The following is a 24,100-nucleotide window of genomic DNA, read 5'->3' as shown; positions in this document are numbered from 1 at the left end:
AGGAGTCGATCATATGGCGGTTCAGCTATATAACAGTTTAACAAAGAAGAAAGAGACGTTTGTACCGATTGAAGAAGGCAAAGTTAAGATGTATGTATGTGGACCAACCGTTTACAATTACATTCATATTGGGAATGCAAGGCCACCAATTGTTTATGATATGGTGAGGCGTTACCTTGAGTATCGCGGTTATGAGGTAGAGTTTATTTCTAACTTTACAGATGTAGATGATAAAATAATTCGTGCAGCACATGAACTTGGTGAAGATGTCTTCGCTGTTGCTAATCGTTTTATTGAAGAGTACCACAATGATACATGTGCTCTTGGTGTAAAAAAAGCTGATAAGCACCCGCGAGTAACAGAAACGATTCCTGAAATTATCGATTTTGTTGCTAAATTAATTGAAAAAGAATATGCCTATGAATCTGGTGGAGATGTTTATTTTCGCACAAAAAAGTTTGAAGGCTACGGGAAATTATCGTCTCAAGCCATTGATGACCTTCGTTCTGGGGCTAGAATTGAAGTGGATGAAAGAAAAGAAGATCCACTAGATTTCGTTCTTTGGAAGGCGGCAAAAGAAGGTGAGGTTTCTTGGGAAAGTCCATGGGGCCATGGTCGTCCTGGTTGGCATATTGAATGTTCAGCTATGGTAAAGAAGTATTTAGGTGATACAATCGATATTCATGCGGGCGGAAAAGATTTATCGTTTCCACATCATGAAAATGAAATTGCGCAATCAGAAGCATTAACAGGAAAAACAATGGCTAATTACTGGATGCACAACGGTTTTATTAACATAAATAACGAAAAAATGTCGAAATCACTCGGAAATTTTGTTTTGGCACATGATATTATTCGACAACATTCTGCAGAAGTCGTTCGCTTCTTTATGCTAACTGCTCATTATCGTAGTCCAATCAATTTTAGTGATGAACTACTAGAAGGAGCTAAAAATGGTTTAGAACGTCTAAGAACGGCAGTTTCAAGCTTAGAACATCGATTAACTGAATCAGCTGATTATGGTGAAAAAGAGCAATGGTTTGCAAAAATCTCGCAGTTTAAAGAAACCTTTATTAAAGAAATGGATGATGACTTTAATAGTGCAAATGGAATTTCGGTTCTATTCGATTTAGCCAAAGAAGCAAATCGCTATTTACGTGAGGAACAAACGTCTAAGCAGGTATTACAAGCCTTTATTGACCTATTTGATGAGCTTGCAGGCGTCTTAGCAATAGAACTTCGTGACCAAGTTGAATTACTAGATGGGGAAATCGAATCTTTAATTGAGCAGAGAAACGAAGCGCGTAAATCTCGAGACTTTAAGCGTGCAGATGAGATTCGCGATCAATTAAAAGAGCAAGGTATCCTACTAGAAGACACTGCACAAGGTGTACGCTGGAAGCGAGGCTAGAATGAAATTAATTGAACCCAACACAGATTTAATGCAGCTCAATGCATTGGCGCTAGCCTATATGGGTGATTCGGTATTAGATATGTATGTTCGCTACTATTTGATTGCACAAGGTAAAGTCAGGCCTCACCGGCTGCATGTGGAGGCAACACGCTACGTTTCTGCAAAAGCGCAAGCAAAAGTGGTCTATGTATTACTAGACGAAGGTTATTTTAGTGAAGAAGAAGAGGCCGTGCTAAAGCGCGGCCGCAATGCAAAGTCTGGGTCTATTCCGAAAAATACCGATGCTAACACTTATCGCTACTCAACCGGTTTCGAAGCGGTACTTGGTTATCTTTATTTGCACAATCGCAAAGAAAGATTAGATCAATTGATGGAAAAAGTCTTTTCAATATTAGATGATAAGAACGGAAAGGAGGCGTGAGAGAGTGAATCAGGAATTTATAGTTGGTAAAAACCCCGTTATTGAGGCTCTTCGCGCAGGACATACTATTAATAAAATTTGGATTGCAGAGGGATCTCAAAAAGGACAAATGACAAAGGTGATACAGCTTGCTAAAGAACAAGGCGTTCTTGTTCAAAATGCGCCTAAAAAGAAGCTTGAACAATTAGTAGATAGCTCTAATCACCAAGGTGTAGTAGCTTCTATAGCTGCTTATGAGTATGCTGAATTAGATGACTTATTTGCACTAGCCAATAAACGAAATGAGGAGCCATTTTTCCTCATTCTAGATGAGGTTGAGGATCCCCATAACCTAGGTTCAATTATGCGTACAGCTGATGCAGTCGGTGCGCATGGCATTATTATTCCTAAGCGCCGTGCAGTAGGCCTTACACAAACTGTTGCCAAAGCTTCAACGGGGGCAATTGAGTATATTCCAGTAGTGCGTGTAACCAATATCGCACGCACGATGGATGATCTGAAAAAGAGAGGGCTATGGTTTGCTGGTACAGATGCTAAAGGAAGCGAAGATTACCGTCAGGCATCTTTTGATATGCCGATTGGGCTTGTTATTGGAAGTGAAGGAAAAGGGATTAGTCGTTTAATTAAAGAAAAATGTGACTTCCTCATTCATATTCCGATGGTAGGACAAGTTACTTCTCTTAATGCATCCGTGGCCGCAAGTCTTCTGATGTATGAAGTACATCGAAAACGTCATCCACTAGGAAATAAGTAAATGAAAGATATTCTTCTTGTTGATGGTTACAATATGATTGGAGCATGGCCGGAGCTACGCGTTTTGAAAGATCGCGATCTTGCTCTGGCACGTGACCGTCTTGTTGAATATATGGCTGAGTATCAGGCTTTTACAGGCTATGAAGTGAAAGTGATATTTGATGCTCATATGGTGGCTGGTATAGGTAAGCATTATCATAATTATCGCGTCGATGTTATATATACAAAAGAAAACGAAACAGCAGATGAGCGGATTGAACGTCTGGTTCTCGAGCTTAAACAAATTGATACGAGGATTCATGTAGCTACTTCGGACTTTACAGAGCAATCCCTTATTTTTGGAAGCGGAGCTTTAAGAAAGTCGGCACGAGAATTATTAATTGAAGTGGAAGTTGCAGGTAAAGGGATTGAAAAGAGTGTCGAATTAACTCGAAAGAAGCGAAATTCGACAAACTTGCCTTTAAACGAAGAAATGATTGAAATTTTTGAAAGATGGCGTCGAGGCGAAAGATGAGTGGTTGACCCGCTGGAAAACTGTGCTATATAATTATTGTATAATTTGGACAACATCCAAGGTCGGGGGGATTGTCGTGCACATGGACCTTCAAGAAACGGTAAAGAAGCTCAGTTATGATCAAGTTAATGATGATGTGTTAGTGGAACAAGTGCGTATGGGAGATAGCGGTGCTCTAGAGTTTTTGATCAACAAGTATAAAAATTTTGTGCGTGCTAAAGCTAGATCTTATTTTTTAATTGGTGCAGATCATGAGGACATTGTTCAAGAAGGTATGATTGGACTTTACAAGGCAGTCCGCGATTTTAGAGGGGACAAGCTAGCATCTTTTAAAGCGTTTGCTGAATTATGTATTACCCGTCAAATCATTACAGCAATAAAAACGGCAACGAGACAAAAGCATATTCCGCTTAACTCGTATGTTTCACTAGATAAACCATTATATGATGAAGAGTCAGACCGTACATTATTGGATGTGATCTGTGGTTCTAGGGTAACTAATCCAGAAGATCTATTAATCAACCAAGAAGAGTTTGATGATATTGAGCTTAAAATGGGGGAGATCTTAAGTGAACTTGAACGACAAGTCTTAATGCTCTACCTAGATGGCAGATCGTATCAAGAAATTTCAGTAGACTTAAATCGTCATGTGAAGTCTATTGATAACGCATTGCAACGCGTAAAGCGTAAACTAGAGCGTTATGTAGAATTAAAAGGTGTAACTTTATAATGAGACTGACTAAGCCTCGTCCTTATATTATTGGACTAGGCTTTTTTATCTGAAAGAAAAGCGTACTTTCGGTGAATCTAGTAAATTATTCCCCAAACGATTGGAATCACTAGAAGCAATTGACACCCTAAAGTTGCTATGCTACAGTGAAAGAGTGTGTATACAGCTTGACGGAGGTGCCTAATGCGTAACAAAGTAATACTAGCATGTGAGACTTGTCAATCTAGAAATTATACGACTCAAAAGAATAAGCTTACTCATGTTGACCGCATTGAGGTGAAGAAATTCTGTAAGTTGTGCAATGAGCACACTCTTCATCGTGAAACCAAGTAATTCGGATGGAGCGGTTCTTTTTTTGGCTTTTTTTACACCTTAGAACTTAATGATGACAAAGTTGAAAATAATCTGCTTCACCTTAAAGCTTACCTAAGTCAAGTTTTACTTATGGATGGTATGTTGGTTTGGTGTTGTTTATGTTACTTGCATAAAACAACTTCGGAATAGATATGCATTTATTTGTCTATATTGATTGGTGCTGGAGGTGTCTGCCATGGCTGGCGGCGAAAAGAACATTGGTAACTTTTTTAAAGATGTCGTACAAGAAATGAAGCGTGTATCGTGGCCTTCTCGAAAAGAATTAACTCGTTATACTTGGGTTGTTCTTGGTACGGTTGCGTTTATTACTGTTTTCTTTGCAATTGTAGACTACGGGATCTCTTCTCTTGTTCGTGTGTTACTCGGGTAATGAGATGGGGCCCCACTCGGTTTTGACTATGGTATAGAAAAGGAGGGAAGGACAACCGTCCTAGCAAACATGGAGAAAAATTGGTATGTACTTCATACGTATTCAGGTTACGAAAATAAAGTGAAAGCAAATCTCGAAAAACGTGTTGAGTCGATGGATATGACTGACAAGATTTTCCGAGTGCTTGTTCCTGTAGAAGAAGAAACAGAAGTGAAAAATGGGAAAACGAAACAAGTAACAAAGAAAGTATTTCCAGGGTATGTAATAGTTGAGATGGTAATGACGGATGATTCATGGTATGTTGTTAGAAACACACCAGGTGTTACTGGCTTCGTTGGCTCATCAGGTGCAGGTTCAAAACCTACAGCATTATTACCAGAAGAAGCAGAAGCGATCCTGAAGCAAATGGGTGTTAGCGAACCTAAAGCGGATTTAGACTTTGAACTGAAAGAATCAGTTAAAGTGAAAGAAGGTCCATTTGCTAACTTTATTGGTTCAGTTGAAGAAATTTATCTGGACAAGCAAAAGGTTAAAGTTCATGTTAATATGTTCGGTCGTGAAACACCGGTGGAACTAGAATTTAATCAAGTTGAAAAGATTTAATCGAAAAAACTTGAAAGTTATCTCTGAAGGTGATAAAATCTTCATGTTTGATAATGGTTTTATTACATGAACCATCGGGTGCATGAGTGCATCCGTTTTTTGAGTGGGAGGGTGTAGACACCCGGATAACCACATCACGGACTAAGGAGGTGTGTCACGTGGCTAAAAAGGTAATTAAAATGGTTAAATTGCAAATTCCTGCTGGTAAAGCTAATCCAGCGCCACCGGTTGGTCCTGCATTAGGTCAAGCAGGTGTTAATATTATGGGATTCTGTAAAGAGTTTAACGCTCGTACTTCAGACCAAGCTGGTCTTATTATTCCAGTTGAAATTACGGTATTTGAAGATCGTTCGTTTACATTCATCACTAAAACTCCGCCTGCTGCTGTTCTTCTTAAGAAGGCTGCTGGTATTGAGTCAGGTTCTGGTGAGCCTCACGTTAAGAAAGTTGCAACAGTTAAACGTGATAAAGTGCGCGAGATTGCAGAGACTAAAATGCCAGATTTAAACGCAGCTGATGTTGAAGCAGCTATGCGTATGGTTGAAGGTACTGCACGTAGCATGGGTATCGTGATTGAAGACTAATTAGTAACATTGTTTTTCTGGAGGTTGCGATGAGGAAACCCCTCTTTACCTAGTTTCTAGGTTCGCAACCTTTAATAGTGGGAGGTACTACCGCTAAAACCACATTCGAGGAGGAAATTAGCATGGCTAAAAAAGGTAAAAAATATCAAGATGCTGTGAAGCTTGTAGACCGCGATGCGGCTTATCTTGCTGAGGAAGCAATTGAACTTGTAAAGAAAACTGCTACAGCTAAATTCGATGAAACAGTTGAAGTTGCTGTACGTTTAGGCGTTGACCCTAAGAAGGCAGATCAACAAATCCGTGGAGCTGTTGTTCTACCGAACGGAACAGGTAAAACTCAACGTGTTCTTGTATTTGCTAAAGGTGAAAAGGCTAAAGAAGCTGAAGCTGCTGGCGCTGATTATGTAGGTGAAGAGGATTACATTAACAAGATCAACCAAGGTTGGTTCGAGTTTGACGTAATCGTAGCAACACCTGACATGATGGCACAAGTTGGTAAGCTTGGTCGTGTTCTTGGACCTAAAGGCTTAATGCCAAACCCTAAGACTGGTACAGTAACATTTGATGTACAAAAAGCTGTTAACGAAATCAAGGCTGGTAAAGTAGAATACCGTGTTGATAAAGCTGGTAACATCCACGTACCAATCGGTAAAGTTTCGTTCGAAACAGGGAAGCTTGTAGAGAACTTCACAACAATTATTGAAACATTAGTGAAAGCAAAACCTGCTGCTGCTAAAGGAACATACATGAAGAATGTTGCTGTAGCATCAACTATGGGACCTGGTGTACGCGTTAACGCTTCATCAATTGCAAAGTAATTATTGACTTTCAATAATAGTTTTATTATACTCTTAAGAGTGCCTTGGCACACTTGAGTTAAAAAAAGAACATCATACCGTAGACAGTAGGTGCGCATTGCGCTTAATTTCCTGCCGAGGTAAGCCTATAGATTCAGTGAATATAACTGACATCAATATGCCCTCATGTCTACATGGGGGCTTTTTATATCGCTTCTGAACGGTATGGTATAAAACCATGGGAGGTGTAAGGATGAGCGTGCTAGAACAAAAGAAACAAATTGTCTCTGATATCGCAGATAAGTTACGTGATAATAAAGCAACGATTGTTGTTGATTATCGTGGTCTTAATGTTGCTGAAGTAACTGAACTTCGTAAGCAACTTCGTGAAGCGGGCGTTGAGTTCAAGGTTTACAAAAACTCTTTAACTCGTCGTGCGGCTGAAGCGGCTGAACTATCAGAACTAAACGAAAAGCTTGTTGGACCAAACGCTGTTGCTTTCAGTGCAGATGATGTTATTGCTCCTGCGAAGGTGCTTAACGAATTTGCTAAGAAGCATGATGCTCTTGAGATCAAAGCTGGTGTTATTGAAGGGCGAGTTGCTACGGTTGAAGAAATCAAAGCTCTTGCTGAACTTCCATCGCGCGAAGGTCTACTTTCAATGCTTGCGAACGTACTTCAAGCTCCAGTACGTGGTTTAGCATTAGCTGCGAAAGCTGTTGCAGAACAAAAAGAAGAAAAAGGTGCGTAAGCTAACGCTACTCACTACATGTATTACAAACTAAACTAAAAAACTTATTTATAATAGGAGGATTTCAAAATGACTAAAGAACAAATCATTGAAGCAGTTAAAGAAATGACTGTTTTAGAACTTAACGACCTTGTTAAAGCAATCGAAGAAGAATTTGGTGTAAGTGCAGCTGCTCCTGTAGCTGTAGCTGGTGGAGCTGCTGACGGTGGCGCTGCTGAGCAAACTGAATTTGACTTAATCCTAACTTCTGCTGGTGGTTCAAAAATCGGCGTAATCAAAGTTGTTCGTGAAATCACTGGTCTTGGTCTTAAAGAAGCAAAAGCATTAGTTGATGGTGCTCCTGCTCCAGTTAAAGAAGGCATTGCTAAAGAAGAAGCTGAAGAAATGAAAGCTAAACTTGAAGATGCTGGTGCTTCTGTAGAAGTTAAGTAATAAATCTTCAAAAAGACTCGCATCTATGCGGGTCTTTTTTTATCTAGCATTTAAGTTATGGTCCATTTCTTATTTGTCGATAATAGAGGTAGCTACTTTATGTGTAGAAATGTGAAAGGAGGTCGCGGTTTTGGCTGGTCATTATTATTCTAAAGATCCTAAAGTGGAAAGTGATGAGCGGACATGGTCATTTGAATTGCGGGGCAAATCATTCAAGTTCACCTCGGATAGAGGGGTCTTCTCAAAGAAGGAAGTAGACTTTGGAAGTAGACTTCTAGTTGATACATTTATTATGCCGGAAGTAGACGGCGATGTATTAGATGTCGGTTGTGGATATGGCCCTATTGGCTTGTCGATTGCTTCGATTGATCGAGCTCGTAGAGTACACTTAGTTGATGTGAATGAGCGAGCGCTTGATTTAGCGAAAAAGAATGCGAGCAACAATGGAATTGATAACGTTGAGATTTATGAGAGTGATACTCTTAACCAAGTGAAAAAGAAAGATTATGCTGCTATTTTAACGAATCCCCCGATACGAGCAGGTAAAGAAATCGTGCATAGAATCTTTGAGCAATCTTATGAATATCTAGCACATCACGGTCAGCTTTGGGTCGTTATTCAAAAGAAACAAGGTGCCCCATCAGCAATCGATAAGATTGAGAGTTTATTTGGAAACGTAGAGGTAGTTGAAAAGAAGAAGGGCTACTTTATTTTGTGTGCGAAAAAAATTGACTGAGTATATACTTTGTGATATTGTTATTTAATGCGTATAACTACCTATTTTTCGTAAAGTCTATCTTTTTTTAATTTGTATAGTGATGGAGAAATATGGTTATACTAGTATAATCGAACGAACGGATGGAAATGTGGTTTTATTAATCGAAGCCATTTTTTCTTTTTGTGCGTGAAGACTATGTCAGGTAATACAAGATTTAAGCTTATATATGCGATGTGATCGAACATGGCAGTATAAGTGTGTACGCAATCTATAAAAATGTTTAGTCTATAATTTTCTTCTTTGAAGAAGAGAGTAGATGAAGCCATTTTTAGATACTATAACGCGAGATTTGAGGGGTGAATCAGTTGACAGGTCAACTTGTTCAGTATGGACGCCACCGCCAACGTAGAAGCTATGCAAGAATTAATGAAGTGTTGGAGTTGCCAAACTTAATTGAGATTCAAACAGCTTCTTATCAATGGTTTCTTGATGAGGGACTAAGAGAAATGTTTCAAGATATTTCCCCCATTCAAGACTTCACAGGGAATTTAGTTTTAGAGTTTATTGATTACAGTCTCGGGGAGCCCAAATACCCAGTAGATGAATCAAAAGAACGTGATGTAACGTTCGCTGCTCCTTTACGTGTAAAAGTCCGTCTTATTAACAAAGAGACTGGAGAAGTAAAGGAACAAGAAGTATTCATGGGTGACTTCCCATTAATGACCGAAACAGGCACTTTCGTCATTAACGGGGCGGAACGTGTTATCGTTTCTCAGTTAGTACGTTCGCCAAGTGTGTACTATAGTCAAAAGACTGACAAGAATGGGAAGAAAGGTTTCACCGCTACTGTTATTCCAAACCGCGGAGCATGGTTAGAGCTTGAAACCGATGCTAAGGACATAGTATATGTCCGTATTGACCGCACAAGAAAGATTCCAGTGACGGTTCTTTTGCGTGCACTAGGGTTTGGATCTGATCAAGAGATCATTGATCTATTAGGTGAAGACGAATACCTTCGTAATTCCCTAGAAAAAGATAATACAGATAGTACGGAAAAAGCATTGCTTGAAATCTATGAGCGTCTTCGTCCGGGTGAACCACCAACAGTTGAAAATGCTAAGAGCTTGCTTGACTCTCGCTTCTTTGATCCGAAGCGTTATGACTTAGCGAATGTTGGTCGTTACAAGATTAACAAGAAACTTCATATTAAAAACCGTCTTTTCAATCAACGTTTAGCAGAAACGTTAGTTGATCCAGAGACTGGTGAAGTAATTGCTGAAGAAGGTACGGTGCTAGATCGTCGTACGCTAGATCGTATCCTACCAAACCTTGAAAACAATATTGGTTTCCGAACTGCTCGTGCTTCAGGAGGAGTAGTAGAAGATAGTGAAATCAATCTTCAATCTATTAAGATCTATGCACCGGACGACCAAGAGGGTGAGCAAGTGATCCGCGTTATCGGGAATGGTCTAGTAGAGCGTGAGGTTAAGCATATTACACCGTCTGATATTATCGCATCTATCAATTACTTCTTTAACTTATTGCATGGTGTTGGTGATACAGATGATATTGACCATTTAGGTAACCGTCGTCTTCGTTCTGTAGGAGAGTTATTACAAAATCAATTCCGTATTGGTTTATCTCGTATGGAGCGTGTGGTTCGTGAACGTATGTCTATCCAAGACCCAAATATGATCACACCACAAGCATTAATTAATATTCGCCCGGTTATTGCATCAATTAAAGAGTTCTTCGGTAGCTCTCAGCTTTCTCAGTTCATGGATCAAACAAATCCACTTGCTGAACTGACACATAAGCGTCGTTTATCTGCACTAGGACCGGGTGGTTTAACACGTGAGCGTGCTGGCTTTGAAGTACGTGACGTTCACTACTCTCACTATGGTCGTATGTGTCCGATTGAAACGCCAGAGGGACCAAACATTGGGTTAATCAACTCATTATCTTCTTACGCGAAGGTAAATGAATTTGGCTTTATGGAAACTCCATATCGTCGTGTTGACCCGGAGACTGGAAAAGTAACTGCGCAAATTGACTATTTAACAGCAGATGAAGAGGATAACTATGTTGTCGCTCAAGCAAATGCTCGTCTAAATGATGATGGTTCATTTATAAATGATAATATCATTGCTCGTTTCCGTGGTGAGAACACTGTTGTTCCACGTGAACGTCTTGACTACATGGATGTATCACCTAAGCAAGTTGTTTCTGCGGCGACGTCATGTATTCCTTTCTTAGAGAATGATGACTCGAACCGTGCGCTTATGGGAGCGAACATGCAACGTCAAGCTGTTCCACTTCTTATTCCTGAAGCTCCTTTAGTGGGTACGGGTATGGAGCACGTGTCAGCAAAAGATTCAGGTGCGGCGATCGTATCAAAACATCCTGGTATCGTAGAACGTGTAACGGCAAAAGAAATCTGGGTTCGTCGTCTGGAAGATGTAGAAGGTAAGCAAGTTAAGGGTGACCTTGATAAGTACCGTCTACAAAAATTCATTCGTTCAAACCAAGGTACAAGCTATAACCAACGTCCAATCGTTGCTGAAGGTGACGTTGTTGAAAAACGTGAAATCCTTGCTGATGGTCCTTCAATGGAGAGCGGTGAAATGGCATTAGGCCGTAACGTTCTTGTTGGGTTCATGACATGGGATGGTTATAACTATGAGGATGCGATCATCTTAAGTGAGCGCCTTGTAAAAGACGATGTGTATACATCCGTTCATATTGAAGAATATGAATCAGAAGCTCGTGATACAAAGCTTGGACCTGAAGAAATCACACGTGACATTCCAAATGTCGGTGAAGATGCACTTAAAAACCTTGACGAGCGTGGAATTATTCGCGTTGGTGCTGAGGTTAAAGACGGGGACATTCTAGTTGGTAAAGTAACACCAAAAGGGGTTACTGAATTAACAGCTGAAGAACGTCTATTGCATGCAATCTTCGGAGAAAAAGCTCGTGAGGTTCGTGATACTTCTCTACGTGCACCACATGGTGGAGACGGAATTGTTCTTGATGTGAAGATCTTCAATCGTGAAGATGGCGATGAGCTTCCTCCTGGTGTTAATCAGCTAGTACGTGTTTACATTGTACAGAAGCGTAAGATTAACCAAGGGGATAAAATGGCCGGACGACATGGTAACAAAGGTGTTATCTCTCGTATCTTGCCAGAAGAAGATATGCCGTTCCTTCCTGATGGAACACCAATTGACATCATGTTAAACCCACTAGGGGTACCATCTCGTATGAACATTGGACAAGTGCTTGAGCTCCATTTAGGTATGGCTGCTCGTAAACTTGGTATCCACGTTGCTTCACCTGTATTTGATGGAGCGAACGAGGAAGATGTTTGGGGTACGCTAGAGGAAGCTGGTATGGCACGTGATGGTAAGACAATTCTTTATGATGGACGTACAGGTGAGCCATTTGATAACCGTGTATCAGTAGGGATCATGTATATGATCAAACTTGCTCACATGGTTGACGATAAGCTACACGCCCGTTCGACAGGTCCTTACTCACTTGTAACGCAACAACCACTTGGTGGTAAAGCACAATTTGGTGGACAACGTTTTGGTGAGATGGAAGTATGGGCACTGGAAGCATATGGAGCTGCTTATACATTGCAAGAAATCTTAACTGTTAAGTCCGATGATGTAGTTGGACGTGTTAAGACGTATGAAGCAATTGTAAAAGGTGAAAATGTTCCTGAACCTGGTGTTCCAGAATCATTCAAGGTACTAATTAAAGAGCTTCAATCACTAGGTATGGATGTGAAGATGCTTTCAAGTAACGAAGAAGAGATCGAGATGAGAGAGCTTGATGACGAAGATGAACAGACTTCAGAAAAGCTAAACTTAAATCTTGAATCAAGCGAAAACGCATAAAGAACAAAGCGATGCGGGAGCTAGATGTACTAGTTCCCATGTTGCTGTCTTACCCTCTTTCTACAATGAAAAAGAGAAGAGAATATAGATACTGACATTTGCGTGTTTATAAGACATGGAAATTAAAAGGGAGGTTGGCCCCTTGATAGATGTAAATAATTTCGAGTATATGAAAATCGGTCTTGCTTCACCGAACAAGATTCGTTCTTGGTCAAGAGGAGAAGTTAAGAAACCTGAAACGATTAACTATCGTACACTAAAACCTGAAAAAGACGGCTTATTCTGTGAGCGTATCTTCGGACCTCAAAAGGACTGGGAATGTCACTGTGGTAAATATAAGCGTGTTCGTTATAAAGGTGTTGTGTGTGATCGTTGTGGCGTAGAGGTTACACGTGCAAAAGTACGTCGTGAGCGCATGGGTCACATTGAACTAGCTGCTCCTGTTTCTCACATTTGGTACTTCAAAGGAATTCCGAGTCGTATGGGTCTTGTGCTTGATATGTCTCCTCGTTCTCTTGAAGAGGTCATTTACTTTGCTTCTTACGTAGTAACTGATCCAGGTGAAACACCACTTGAGAAAAAGCAACTTCTTTCTGAAAAAGAGTATCGTACGTACCGTGATAAATATGGCCGTTCGTTCACAGCAGCAATGGGTGCAGAAGCGATCCGTAAACTTTTAGCTGATATCGATCTTGAAAAAGAGGTAGAAGGCTTAAAAGAAGAGCTATTAACAGCTCAAGGGCAACGTCGTACTCGTGCGATTAAACGTCTTGAAGTGTTAGAGGCATTCCGTAATTCAGGAAATGAGCCATCTTGGATGGTCTTAGATGTACTGCCGGTTATTCCACCAGAATTACGTCCAATGGTTCAGCTTGATGGAGGTCGTTTTGCAACTTCAGATCTAAACGATTTATATCGTCGTGTTATTAACCGTAACAACCGTTTGAAGCGTTTATTAGATCTGGGAGCTCCAAACATTATTGTTCAGAATGAAAAGCGTATGCTTCAAGAAGCAGTTGATGCATTGATTGATAATGGTCGTCGTGGCCGTCCGGTAACAGGACCAGGTAACCGTCCATTAAAATCTTTATCTCATATGCTTAAAGGTAAGCAAGGTCGTTTCCGTCAAAACCTATTAGGAAAACGTGTTGACTACTCTGGTCGTTCGGTTATCGTTGTTGGTCCTAACCTAAAGATGTATCAATGTGGACTTCCAAAAGAAATGGCACTAGAGCTATTTAAGCCGTTTGTTATGAAGGAGCTTGTAAGTAAAGGTCTTGCTCATAACATTAAGAGTGCTAAACGTAAGGTAGAGCGTGTACAACCTGAGGTGTGGGATGTACTTGAAGAAGTTATCCGTGAACATCCGGTATTATTAAACCGCGCACCTACACTTCACCGTCTTGGAATTCAGGCGTTTGAGCCGACTCTAGTAGAAGGGCGTGCAATCAAACTTCACCCACTCGTATGTACAGCTTATAACGCTGACTTTGATGGTGACCAAATGGCTGTTCACGTGCCTTTATCAGCAGAAGCGCAAGCTGAAGCTCGTCTTCTTATGCTAGCAGCTCAAAACATCTTGAACCCGAAAGATGGTAAGCCGGTTGTTACTCCGTCTCAGGATATGGTATTAGGTAACTACTACTTAACAATGGAACGTGAGGAAGCTAAAGGTACAGGTTCTATTTTCAAAGATACAAACGAAGCATTACTTGCTTATCAAAATGGATTTGTTCATCTTCACACGCGTGTAGCGATTCCGGTTGCTTCGCTTGGTAAGACGACATTTACAAAAGAGCAAGAAGATAAATTGTTACTAACAACTGTAGGTAAGTTGATTTTCAACGAAATCCTGCCACCTTCGTTCCCGTACATCAATGAGCCAACTATGGTGAACTTAGAAGTCGAAACGCCTTCTAAATATATCGTACCAAGCACAACTGATGTAGCGAAACACTTTGCAGAGAGTGAAGAAGTAATGCCGTTTAAGAAAGGCTTCCTAGGAAACATCATCGCTGAAGTATTCAAGAAGTTTAAGATTACTGAGACTTCTAAAATGCTTGACCGTATGAAAGACTTAGGCTTTAAGCATTCAACAAAAGCTGGTATTACAGTTGGGGTAGCCGATATCGTTGTACTTGCTGAGAAAAAAGAAATCCTTGCTAAAGCTGAAGAGAAGGTTGAGAAGGTATTAAAGCAATTCCGTCGTGGTCTTATCACAGAGGAAGAGCGTTATGACCGTGTAATCTCTGTTTGGAGTGAAGCAAAGGATATTATCCAAAATAAATTAATGGGTACTCTTGATAGAAGAAACCCTATCTTTATGATGAGTGATTCCGGTGCTCGTGGTAATGCATCTAACTTTACGCAACTTGCAGGTATGCGTGGTTTGATGGCTAACCCATCTGGACGTATCATCGAACTTCCGATTAAATCAAGTTTCCGTGAAGGTTTAACAGTACTCGAGTACTTCATCTCAACTCACGGGGCGCGTAAAGGTCTTGCCGATACTGCCCTGAAGACTGCCGATTCAGGTTACCTGACTCGTCGTCTTGTAGATGTAGCACAAGATGTTATTGTTCGTGAAACTGACTGTGGAACTGATCGTGGCCTAGAAGTTGCTGCAATTAAAGAAGGAAACGAAATCATTGAAGGATTATACGATCGTCTAGTTGGTCGTGTGGCATTCAAAACTGTTCGTCACCCTGAAACAAATGAGGTTGTCATTAAGAAGAACGAACTGATTACCGAAGACATCACTAAATTAATTATTGATGCCGGGATTGAAGAAATGACAATCCGTTCTGTTTTCACTTGTAATACTCGCCATGGTGTATGTAAGAAATGTTACGGTCGTAACCTTGCAACAGGAAGCGATGTTGAAGTTGGGGAAGCGGTTGGAATCATCGCTGCTCAATCAATCGGTGAGCCGGGTACTCAGCTTACAATGCGTACATTCCATACAGGTGGGGTAGCTGGAGACGATATCACTCAAGGTCTTCCGCGTATCCAAGAAATTTTTGAAGCTCGTAACCCGAAAGGTCAAGCGGTCATCTCAGAAATTGAAGGGGAAGTTGTTGACTTTAAAGAAGGAGAAAAACGTGAGGTAACGGTACGTAGTGAATTGGAAACGATAAACTATGCAATTCCTTACGGCTCAAGAATTAAAGTTTCTCTTGGGGATCAGATTAAAGCTGGTGAAAGCTTAACAGAAGGTTCGATTGATCCGAAAGAACTTCTTAAAGTCCTTGGTATGAATGGCGTTCAAGAGTATCTCTTACGTGAAGTGCAAAAAGTATACCGTATGCAAGGGGTAGAAATTGGCGATAAGCACGTAGAAGTTATGGTACGTCAGATGTTACGTAAAATTCGTGTTGTTGATGCTGGGGAAACTTCTGTTCTTCCGGGCTCACTTATCGAAATTCAACACTTTAATGATGAGAACGCGAGAGTCCTTGTCGAAGGAAAGAGACCTGCAACAGGTAGACCGGTATTACTAGGTATTACAAAAGCATCTCTTGAAACAGACTCGTTTTTATCAGCTGCTTCGTTCCAAGAAACAACTCGTGTCTTGACAGATGCAGCGATTAAAGGAAAACGTGATGAGTTGCTAGGACTTAAGGAAAATGTTATTATCGGTAAGTTGGTTCCAGCTGGTACAGGTATGGATCGATACCGTAATTTGAATATCCTCTCAACACATGACGATAAAGAAGAGAGTACTTCTGAAGAGGCTGTACTAGAAGAAGTAGGAACTCGCGAATAAAACTATTAATAAGTGGTTGACACACATATATCAGAGTGATAAGATATCAAAGTGTGCCTCAGAACCTGTTCCTTTGGAGGATGAATGATGTCTTATGAAAAAGTGATGCAGGCTAGTAACCTAATTATAGGTACTAAGCAGACGCTAAAGGCGCTAGAGATCGGTGAGGTCCTGGAATTGATTGTAGCAGAAGATGCAGATACTCGTGTTGTACACAAAGTAGAAACATTAGCTAAATCAAAGAAAGTCCCGATACACTATGTAGACTCAATGAAAAAGCTTGGTAAAGCTTGTGGCATTGAAGTCGGTGCAGCCACTGTTGCTTTAAGGGAGTAATCGTGTTTTTGCCATTCGGGGCGATCCGCATGGCAAAAACTTTACTTTTGCCTAAATATGAACCACCAGGATCAGTGGTCTTATCTTTTTAAAAGAGAGGAGGAAAAAATATGCCTACTATTAACCAATTAATCCGTAAAGGACGCGTTGCTAAAGTTAAGAATTCTGATTCACCAGCACTTAACAAAGGGTACAACAGCTTTAAGAAGAATCAAACAAACCTTTCTTCTCCTCAAAAGCGTGGTGTTTGTACTCGTGTTGGTACGATGACTCCGAAGAAACCGAACTCGGCTCTTCGTAAATATGCACGTGTTCGTTTAACGAACCAAATTGAGGTAACAGCATATATCCCAGGTATCGGTCACAACCTACAAGAGCACAGTGTTGTTCTTATCCGTGGTGGCCGTGTAAAAGATTTACCAGGGGTACGTTACCACATCGTACGTGGTGCACTTGATACAGCGGGTGTTCAAAATCGTATGCAAGGACGTTCTAAGTATGGTACAAAGCGTCCAAAAGATAAGAAGTAATAAAATAAACCGTTTAAATGTTGAAAGGAGGGGAAACAATGCCTCGTAAAGGTCCAGTTACTCGTCGCGATGTATTACCAGATCCTATTTATAATTCAAAATTAGTTACACGTTTAATCAACCGTATTATGGTTGATGGAAAGCGTGGGGTTGCTCAAACAATCCTTTATAATGCGTTTGAATTAGTTAAGGAACGTAGCGGAAAAGACCCTATGGAAGTATTTGATCAAGCGCTTAAGAACATTATGCCTGTTCTTGAAGTTAAAGCTCGTCGTGTTGGTGGTGCTAACTACCAAGTGCCGATCGAAGTTAAGCCTGAGCGTCGTACTACTTTAGGTCTTCGTTGGTTAGTAAACTATTCACGTCTTCGTGGAGAAAAAACGATGGAAGAGCGTTTAGCTTATGAAATCCTAGATGCTGCTAACAACGCTGGTGCTTCTGTTAAGAAGCGTGAAGATACTCATAAGATGGCTGAAGCGAACAAAGCGTTTGCTCACTATCGTTGGTAAGATTCTATTCTTATTAAATAAATCGTATGAAATAGGAAGGAGAAATACCCCATGGCAAGAGAGTTCTCCTTAAAAGATACGCGTAATATCGGCATCATGGCCCACATCGATGCCGGTAAAACAACTACTACAGAGCGCGTACTTTTTTACACAGGTCGTATCCACAAAATCGGTGAAACGCACGAAGGTGCTTCACAAATGGACTGGATGGCACAGGAGCAAGAGCGTGGTATCACAATCACTTCTGCTGCTACAACGGCTGCTTGGAAAGACCATCGTATTAACATCATCGATACACCAGGACACGTAGACTTCACAGTTGAGGTTGAACGTTCATTACGTGTATTAGATGGTGCTGTTGCGGTACTAGATGCACAATCTGGTGTTGAACCACAAACAGAAACAGTATGGCGTCAAGCAACAACTTATGGTGTGCCACGTGTTGTTTTCGTTAACAAAATGGACAAGACTGGTGCAGACTTCTTGTACTCTGTTGGAACGATTCATGATCGTCTTCAAGCGAATGCACACCCTATCCAATTACCAATTGGTGCTGAAGATGAGTTCAATGGTATCATTGACCTTATTGAGATGGTTGCATACTTCTATGAAGATGACCTAGGTACTCGTACTGAAGCGAAAGAAATTCCTGAAGAGTACAAAGAACAAGCTCAAGAATATCGTGAGAAACTAGTTGAAGCAGCTGCTGAACTAGATGAAGAACTCATGATGAAATACTTAGAGGGTGAAGAGTTAACGAATGAAGAACTCAAGGCTGCAATCCGTAAAGGTACTTGTAACGTTGAATTCTACCCAGTTATCTGTGGTTCTGCATTCAAAAACAAAGGTGTTCAATTAATGCTTGATGCAGTACTTGATTATCTACCTTCACCACTTGATGTACCTGCAATCAAAGGTACGATTCCTGACTCTGAAGAAGAAGTAACTCGTGAGCCTGGTGATGAAAATCCGTTTTCAGCACTTGCTTTCAAAGTTATGACTGACCCATTCGTAGGTAAGTTAACATTCTTCCGTGTTTACTCTGGAACACTTGATTCAGGTTCTTATGTTAAGAACTCAACTAAGGATAAGCGCGAGCGTGTTGGTCGTATCCTTCAAATGCATGCAAACTCACGTGAGGAAATCTCTACGGTTTACTCTGGTGATATCGCTGCTGCTGTTGGTCTTAAAGATACAACAACTGGTGATACTCTATGTGACGAAAAGAATCTTGTTATTCTTGAGTCAATGGAATTCCCAGAGCCGGTTATCTCATTATCAGTTGAGCCTAAGTCTAAAGCTGACCAAGATAAAATGGGTATGGCATTAGCTAAGCTTGCTGAGGAAGATCCAACTTTCCGTACTGAAACAAACGAAGAAACTGGTCAAACGATTATCTCTGGTATGGGTGAACTTCACCTCGATATCATTGTTGACCGTATGAAGCGTGAGTTTAAAGTAGAGGCTAACGTTGGTGCTCCACAAGTATCTTACCGTGAAACGATCCGTCAAACGGCTCAAGTTGAAGGTAAGTTCGTTCGTCAATCTGGTGGTCGTGGACAATTTGGTCACGTTTGGGTAGAATTCTCTCCAAATGAAGAGGGTGCAGGTTTCGAATTCGAAAATGCAATCGTCGGTGGATCAGTTCCTCGTGAATACATCGGATCTGTAGAACAAGGTATTTCAGAAGCTCTTGGTAACGGTATGGTTGCTGGCTACCCTGTAATCGATATTAAAGCGAAGCTTTATGATGGTTCTTACCATGATGTCGATTCAAGTGAAATGGCGTTTAAAATTGCTGCATCTATGGCACTTAAAAACGCTAAAACTAAGTGTAAACCAGTTCTACTTGAGCCATTAATGAAAGTTGAAGTTGTTATTCCTGAAGAGTACATGGGTGATGTAATGGGTGACGTTACAGCACGTCGTGGACGCGTTGAAGGTATGGAAGCTCGCGGTAATGCACAAACGGTTAAAGCGTTCGTTCCACTAGCTGAAATGTTCGGTTATGCAACATCACTACGTTCACGTACACAAGGACGCGGAACGTACTCAATGTTCTTTGATCACTACGAAGAAGTTCCTAAGAGCGTAGCAGAAGAGATCATTAAAAAGCAAAACGGCCAATAATAGCCTTTTGTAATTGTTTCAAGAAACATTTTGTTGTAAGCTAAGAAAGGTGATATTCATAAGAGTATGGCACCTTTCTTATTCATAAAAAACTTATATTTGTTCAATTAAGGGAGGAAATGAATCATGGGTAAAGAAAAATTTGACCGCTCCAAAACACATGCCAATATCGGTACTATTGGACACGTTGACCATGGTAAAACAACTTTAACAGCTGCAATCACAACTGTACTTGCTAAGCGTTCTGGTAAAGGTGCTGCAATGGCGTATGACGCTATTGATGGTGCTCCAGAAGAGCGTGAGCGCGGTATCACAATCTCAACTGCACACGTTGAGTACGAAACTGATAACCGTCACTATGCACACGTTGACTGCCCAGGCCATGCTGACTATGTTAAAAACATGATCACTGGTGCAGCACAAATGGATGGTGGTATCTTAGTAGTATCTGCTGCTGATGGCCCAATGCCACAAACTCGTGAGCACATCCTTCTTTCTCGTCAAGTAGGTGTACCTTACCTTGTTGTATTCTTAAACAAATGTGACATGGTAGATGACGAAGAGCTACTTGAATTAGTAGAAATGGAAGTACGTGACCTTCTTTCTGAGTATGACTTCCCTGGTGACGATGTACCTGTAATCCAAGGTTCTGCTCTTAAAGCACTTGAAGGTGACGAAGCTTACGAAGAAAAAATTATCGAACTTATGGCTGCTGTAGATGATTACATCCCTACTCCAGAGCGCGATAAAGAAAAGCCTTTCATGATGCCAGTTGAGGATGTATTCTCAATCACTGGTCGTGGTACGGTTGCTACTGGTCGTGTAGAGCGTGGACAACTTAATGTTGGTGATGTAATTGACATCATCGGTTTAGCAGAAGAGCCTTCTTCTACAACTTGTACAGGAGTAGAAATGTTCCGCAAGCTTCTTGACTATGCTGAAGCTGGTGACAACATTGGTGCACTTCTTCGTGGGGTTTCACGTGACCAAGTTCAACGTGGACAAGTACTTGCTAAGCCAGGTACTATTACACCACACACAAACTTCAAAGCTGAAGTTTATGTTCTTTCAAAAGAAGAGGGTGGACGTCACACTCCATTCTTCTCAAACTACCGTCCTCAGTTCTACTTCCGTACAACTGACGTAACTGGAATCATCAACCTTCCAGAAGGCGTTGAGATGGTAATGCCTGGTGACAACATCGAAATGACTGTTGAACTAATCTCACCAATCGCTATCGAAGAAGGTACTAAGTTCTCTATCCGTGAGGGTGGACGTACTGTAGGTGCTGGTGTCGTAGCTACAATCACGAAGTAATCTCTTACTTCTATGGAAAGCATCTTGGATTTCCCAAGGTGCTTTCTTTTTTTGTGCTTTAATTTCAGTAAAAGCTTGCATTAATAGAAGGTAGTCGTTATAATAGTAGGAGTGTGCCCAACATAAAAACTTTTACTTGATTTAGGTCATGTTCCTATGTATAATGTTGAATGTTGGTCACTGGCAGCGATGATGTGGAAGGTTGCTGATACACCCGGCCCCTTTGCCATGGCAGGGTGTAGGAAATTTTCACGGAGTATGTCTGTTTATAAAATGGACGATAAAGGAGGGGCTATAATGGCAAAGCAAAAGATTCGCATTCGTTTAAAGGCGTATGATCATCGTGTTCTTGATCAATCAGCAGAGAAGATTGTTGACACAGCAAAACGTTCAGGTGCTAATGTATCTGGGCCGATCCCACTTCCAACTGAGAAGTCGGTTTACACAGTTCTTCGTGCGGTACACAAGTACAAAGATTCTCGTGAGCAATTCGAGATGCGTACACACAAGCGTTTGATTGATATCGTGAATCCAACACCACAAACTGTGGATGCTCTTATGCGTTTGGATTTACCGTCTGGCGTAGACATTGAAATCAAACTATAAATCTGTATGATCAATTAGTGAATATAGACTTTTATATGTAAGTATATGAAAATGGCAAACAAAAAATTCGAGTTATATTAGGAGGTGTAACGGATGACCAAAGGAATCTTAGGTAGAAAAATCGGTATGACACAAGTATTTGCTGAAAATGGTGAAGTCATCCCAGTAACAGTTATCGAAGCTGAGCCTAACGTGGTTCTTCAAAAGAAAACTGTTGAGTCTGATGGATACGAAGCAATTCAAATCGGATTTGCTGACCAGAAGAAATCAAACACTAACAAGCCTCAAGAAGGACATGCTGCAAAAGCTAACACAGCTCCTAAGCGCTTCATGAAGGAAATCCGTAACTTCGACGCTTCTCTTGAAGTGGGTAACGAAGTTAAAGTTGACACATTTACAGCTGGAGACGTAGTAGACGTTACAGGAACATCTAAGGGGAAAGGTTTCCAAGGTGCTATCAAGCGTCATAACCAATCTCGCGGACCGATGTCTCATGGTTCACGTTACCACCGTCGCCCAGGTTCAATGGGTCCTGTTGCTCCAAACCGTGTATTTAAAGGTAAATTATTACCTGGTCGTATGGGTGGAGAAACAGTTACAGTACAAAACCTTGAAATCGTAAAAGTTGATACAGACCGTAATCTTCTATTAGTTAAAGGTAACGTACCTGGAGCTAAAAAGAGCTACGTATCTGTACAAAGTGCGGTTAAAGCAAAATAAAGATTGAAAGAAAGGAGGACACATCATGCCGAAAGTAGCAGTATTTAACCAAGCTGGTTCACAAGTAGGAGATATCGAATTATCTGATTCGATTTTTGGCCTTGAGCCAAACCAAAGTGTGCTTCATGACGCAGTAGTAATGCAACAAGCATCTCTACGTCAAGGTACACACAAAACTAAAGGACGTTCTGAAGTACGCGGTGGTGGCCGTAAGCCATGGCGTCAAAAAGGAACAGGTCGTGCTCGTCAAGGTTCGATCCGTTCACCACAATGGGTAGGCGGTGGAGTTGTCTTTGGACCAACACCACGTAGCTATAGCTATAAGCTTCCTAAAAAAGTTCGTCGTCTTGCAATCAAATCTGCTCTATCAAGTAAATTGAAAGCAGCAGAAATCGTTGTTTTAGACAACCTACAACTTGATGCTCCAAAAACAAAAGATATGGCTAACGTATTAGCTGGCCTTTCTGTTGACAGCAAAGCTCTTGTTGTGACAGCTGATTATAATGAAACAGTTGCATTATCTACGCGTAACCTTCCTGGTGTAACATTTGTTACTGCAGAAGGAGTTAACGTTCTTGATGTGCTGAAGCATGATAAGCTTGTCATCACTAAAGACGCAGTTGCAAAAGTAGAGGAGGTGCTTGCGTAATGTCAAACGCTCGTGATATCATTAAGCGCCCCGTAATTACTGAACGTTCAACTGACCTTATGGGTGAGAAGAAATACACGTTCGAAGTAGACGTTCGTGCTAATAAAACTCAAATTAAAGATGCTCTTGAGGAGATCTTTGAAGTTAAGGTTGCTAAAGTTAACACAATGAACTACAAAGGTAAGTCTAAGAGATTTGGACGTTACACGGGTTACACAGCTCGTCGTAAAAAAGCCATTGTTACATTAACACCTGAGAGCAAAGAACTCGAATTCTTCGAAGGTGTATAAGTTTAAAAGCGAAGGAGGGAACTGAACATGGCGATTAAAAAGTATAAACCGACCAGTGCCGGTCGTCGTGGTATGTCCGTATCAGATTTCGCGGAAATCACAACTGACAAACCGGAAAAGTCGTTACTTGCTCCTTTACACAAAAAAGGCGGCCGTAACAACCAAGGTAAATTAACTGTACGTCACCAAGGTGGCGGACACAAACGTCAATACCGTGTTATTGACTTTAAACGTACTAAAGATGGAATTCCAGGACGCGTTGCTACGATCGAATACGATCCAAACCGTTCTGCTAACATCGCACTTATCAACTATGTTGATGGTGAGAAACGTTACATCTTAGCACCTAAAGGTCTTAAAGTTGATATGGTGATTGAATCAGGTGCAGAAGCGGATATCAAAGTAGGTAATGCGTTACCACTTAAAAATATTCCTGTTGGTACTGTCATTCACAATATCGAACTTAAGCCTGGTAAAGGTGGACAACTAGTTCGTTCTGCTGGTACAGAAGCTCAACTTCTTGGTAAAGAAGGAGATTATGTATTAGTACGTCTTAACTCTGGTGAGACTCGTTACATCCTTGCTACTTGTCGTGCGACAATTGGTCAAGTGGGTAACGTTGAACATGAACTTATCAACATTGGTAAAGCAGGTCGTTCACGTTGGTTAGGCAAACGTCCAACTGTTCGTGGATCTGTTATGAACCCTAACGATCACCCACACGGTGGTGGTGAAGGTAAAGCACCAATCGGACGTAAGTCTCCAATGTCTCCTTGGGGTAAACCAACACTTGGTTACAAAACTCGTAAGAAGAACAAAGGATCTGACAAGTACATCGTACGTCGTCGTAAAAAATAACGGGATTTGGCTGCGGTTCTTT

General features: G+C 41.0%; 25 protein-coding genes and 1 other annotated feature. All 25 genes read left to right on the top strand.

What is annotated here, in order from left to right; translation table 11 throughout:
- Positions 1-13: 13 nt before the first annotated feature.
- The 25 genes from cysS (at position 14) to rplB (ending at position 24,078) form a co-directional block, all read left to right on the top strand.
- The gene (gene cysS / locus RYX56_RS20350) at positions 14-1,411 is read left to right on the top strand and encodes a cysteine--tRNA ligase (RefSeq protein WP_317123834.1); all 1,398 of its coding nucleotides are present in this window, start codon (positions 14-16) and stop codon (positions 1,409-1,411) included.
- Between the two features lies 1 nt (position 1,412).
- Positions 1,413-1,835 (top strand): Mini-ribonuclease 3, encoded by a 423-nt coding sequence (locus RYX56_RS20345; RefSeq protein ID WP_047972937.1) that lies wholly within the window; start codon positions 1,413-1,415, stop codon positions 1,833-1,835.
- Positions 1,836-1,839: 4 nt separating this feature from the next.
- The gene (gene rlmB / locus RYX56_RS20340) at positions 1,840-2,589 is read left to right on the top strand and encodes a 23S rRNA (guanosine(2251)-2'-O)-methyltransferase RlmB (protein WP_317123833.1); all 750 of its coding nucleotides are present in this window, start codon (positions 1,840-1,842) and stop codon (positions 2,587-2,589) included.
- A complete protein-coding gene (locus tag RYX56_RS20335; RefSeq protein WP_317123832.1) occupies positions 2,590-3,102 on the top strand; it encodes an NYN domain-containing protein in 513 nt (170 codons plus the stop codon).
- 82 nt (positions 3,103-3,184) lie between these two features.
- Positions 3,185-3,832, top strand: coding sequence for an RNA polymerase sporulation sigma factor SigH (gene sigH, locus RYX56_RS20330; protein ID WP_439108520.1), 648 nt, complete (start codon positions 3,185-3,187; stop codon positions 3,830-3,832).
- Positions 3,833-4,015: 183 nt separating this feature from the next.
- Positions 4,016-4,165 carry a 50S ribosomal protein L33 gene (gene rpmG, locus RYX56_RS20325; protein WP_317123830.1) on the top strand — a complete coding sequence of 50 codons (150 nt, stop codon included), beginning with the start codon at positions 4,016-4,018 and terminating at the stop codon, positions 4,163-4,165.
- 217 nt (positions 4,166-4,382) lie between these two features.
- Positions 4,383-4,577, top strand: coding sequence for a preprotein translocase subunit SecE (gene secE / locus RYX56_RS20320; protein ID WP_317123829.1), 195 nt, complete (start codon positions 4,383-4,385; stop codon positions 4,575-4,577).
- A 69-nt stretch (positions 4,578-4,646) separates the two neighbouring features.
- The gene (gene nusG / locus RYX56_RS20315; RefSeq protein WP_317123828.1) at positions 4,647-5,180 is read left to right on the top strand and encodes a transcription termination/antitermination protein NusG; all 534 of its coding nucleotides are present in this window, start codon (positions 4,647-4,649) and stop codon (positions 5,178-5,180) included.
- 158 nt (positions 5,181-5,338) lie between these two features.
- The gene (gene rplK / locus RYX56_RS20310) at positions 5,339-5,764 is read left to right on the top strand and encodes a 50S ribosomal protein L11 (protein ID WP_034745189.1); all 426 of its coding nucleotides are present in this window, start codon (positions 5,339-5,341) and stop codon (positions 5,762-5,764) included.
- Positions 5,765-5,841: 77 nt separating this feature from the next.
- Positions 5,842-6,582, top strand: a complete 741-nt coding sequence (rplA, locus tag RYX56_RS20305) for a 50S ribosomal protein L1 (protein ID WP_317123827.1) — start codon at positions 5,842-5,844, stop codon at positions 6,580-6,582.
- Positions 6,583-6,641: 59 nt separating this feature from the next.
- Positions 6,642-6,778: a sequence feature (ribosomal protein L10 leader region), on the top strand.
- A gap of 36 nt (positions 6,779-6,814) precedes the next feature.
- Positions 6,815-7,312: a 50S ribosomal protein L10 gene (gene rplJ, locus RYX56_RS20300; RefSeq protein ID WP_047972850.1), complete on the top strand. Its 498-nt coding sequence runs from the start codon at positions 6,815-6,817 to the stop codon at positions 7,310-7,312.
- Between the two features lie 69 nt (positions 7,313-7,381).
- Positions 7,382-7,744, top strand: coding sequence for a 50S ribosomal protein L7/L12 (gene rplL, locus RYX56_RS20295; protein WP_047972849.1), 363 nt, complete (start codon positions 7,382-7,384; stop codon positions 7,742-7,744).
- Positions 7,745-7,874: 130 nt separating this feature from the next.
- Positions 7,875-8,480 carry a class I SAM-dependent methyltransferase gene (locus tag RYX56_RS20290; RefSeq protein WP_317123826.1) on the top strand — a complete coding sequence of 202 codons (606 nt, stop codon included), beginning with the start codon at positions 7,875-7,877 and terminating at the stop codon, positions 8,478-8,480.
- A 347-nt stretch (positions 8,481-8,827) separates the two neighbouring features.
- On the top strand, positions 8,828-12,367 hold the full coding sequence (rpoB, locus tag RYX56_RS20285; protein WP_317123825.1) for a DNA-directed RNA polymerase subunit beta: 3,540 nt from the start codon (positions 8,828-8,830) through the stop codon (positions 12,365-12,367).
- 142 nt (positions 12,368-12,509) lie between these two features.
- On the top strand, positions 12,510-16,133 hold the full coding sequence (gene rpoC, locus RYX56_RS20280; protein ID WP_317123824.1) for a DNA-directed RNA polymerase subunit beta': 3,624 nt from the start codon (positions 12,510-12,512) through the stop codon (positions 16,131-16,133).
- An 87-nt stretch (positions 16,134-16,220) separates the two neighbouring features.
- Entirely contained in the window at positions 16,221-16,469 is a 249-nt protein-coding gene (locus RYX56_RS20275; RefSeq protein ID WP_047972907.1) for a 50S ribosomal protein L7ae-like protein, read from the top strand.
- 110 nt (positions 16,470-16,579) lie between these two features.
- Positions 16,580-16,999 carry a 30S ribosomal protein S12 gene (rpsL, locus tag RYX56_RS20270; protein WP_012957132.1) on the top strand — a complete coding sequence of 140 codons (420 nt, stop codon included), beginning with the start codon at positions 16,580-16,582 and terminating at the stop codon, positions 16,997-16,999.
- 38 nt (positions 17,000-17,037) lie between these two features.
- Positions 17,038-17,508: a 30S ribosomal protein S7 gene (gene rpsG, locus RYX56_RS20265; RefSeq protein WP_012957133.1), complete on the top strand. Its 471-nt coding sequence runs from the start codon at positions 17,038-17,040 to the stop codon at positions 17,506-17,508.
- A gap of 51 nt (positions 17,509-17,559) precedes the next feature.
- Positions 17,560-19,638, top strand: a complete 2,079-nt coding sequence (gene fusA, locus RYX56_RS20260; RefSeq protein ID WP_317123823.1) for an elongation factor G — start codon at positions 17,560-17,562, stop codon at positions 19,636-19,638.
- Between the two features lie 126 nt (positions 19,639-19,764).
- Positions 19,765-20,955, top strand: coding sequence for an elongation factor Tu (gene tuf / locus RYX56_RS20255; protein WP_047972904.1), 1,191 nt, complete (start codon positions 19,765-19,767; stop codon positions 20,953-20,955).
- Between the two features lie 297 nt (positions 20,956-21,252).
- Complete coding sequence (gene rpsJ / locus RYX56_RS20250; protein ID WP_012957136.1) at positions 21,253-21,561, top strand: 30S ribosomal protein S10; 309 nt, start codon at positions 21,253-21,255, stop codon at positions 21,559-21,561.
- A 93-nt stretch (positions 21,562-21,654) separates the two neighbouring features.
- Positions 21,655-22,281 (top strand): 50S ribosomal protein L3, encoded by a 627-nt coding sequence (gene rplC, locus RYX56_RS20245; RefSeq protein WP_012957137.1) that lies wholly within the window; start codon positions 21,655-21,657, stop codon positions 22,279-22,281.
- A 25-nt stretch (positions 22,282-22,306) separates the two neighbouring features.
- Positions 22,307-22,930, top strand: a complete 624-nt coding sequence (gene rplD / locus RYX56_RS20240; RefSeq protein ID WP_047972903.1) for a 50S ribosomal protein L4 — start codon at positions 22,307-22,309, stop codon at positions 22,928-22,930.
- Positions 22,930-23,220: a 50S ribosomal protein L23 gene (gene rplW, locus RYX56_RS20235; protein WP_012957139.1), complete on the top strand. Its 291-nt coding sequence runs from the start codon at positions 22,930-22,932 to the stop codon at positions 23,218-23,220. The genes rplD and rplW overlap by 1 nt, the downstream gene beginning before the upstream one ends.
- A gap of 27 nt (positions 23,221-23,247) precedes the next feature.
- Complete coding sequence (rplB, locus tag RYX56_RS20230) at positions 23,248-24,078, top strand: 50S ribosomal protein L2 (RefSeq protein ID WP_047972902.1); 831 nt, start codon at positions 23,248-23,250, stop codon at positions 24,076-24,078.
- The last annotated feature ends 22 nt before the right edge of the window (positions 24,079-24,100 follow it).

Source organism: Alkalihalophilus lindianensis (genome assembly GCF_032843265.1).
Lineage (GTDB): Bacteria > Bacillota > Bacilli > Bacillales > Bacillaceae_D > Alkalihalophilus > Alkalihalophilus lindianensis.
This window is presented reverse-complemented; position numbering and strand designations above follow the sequence as displayed.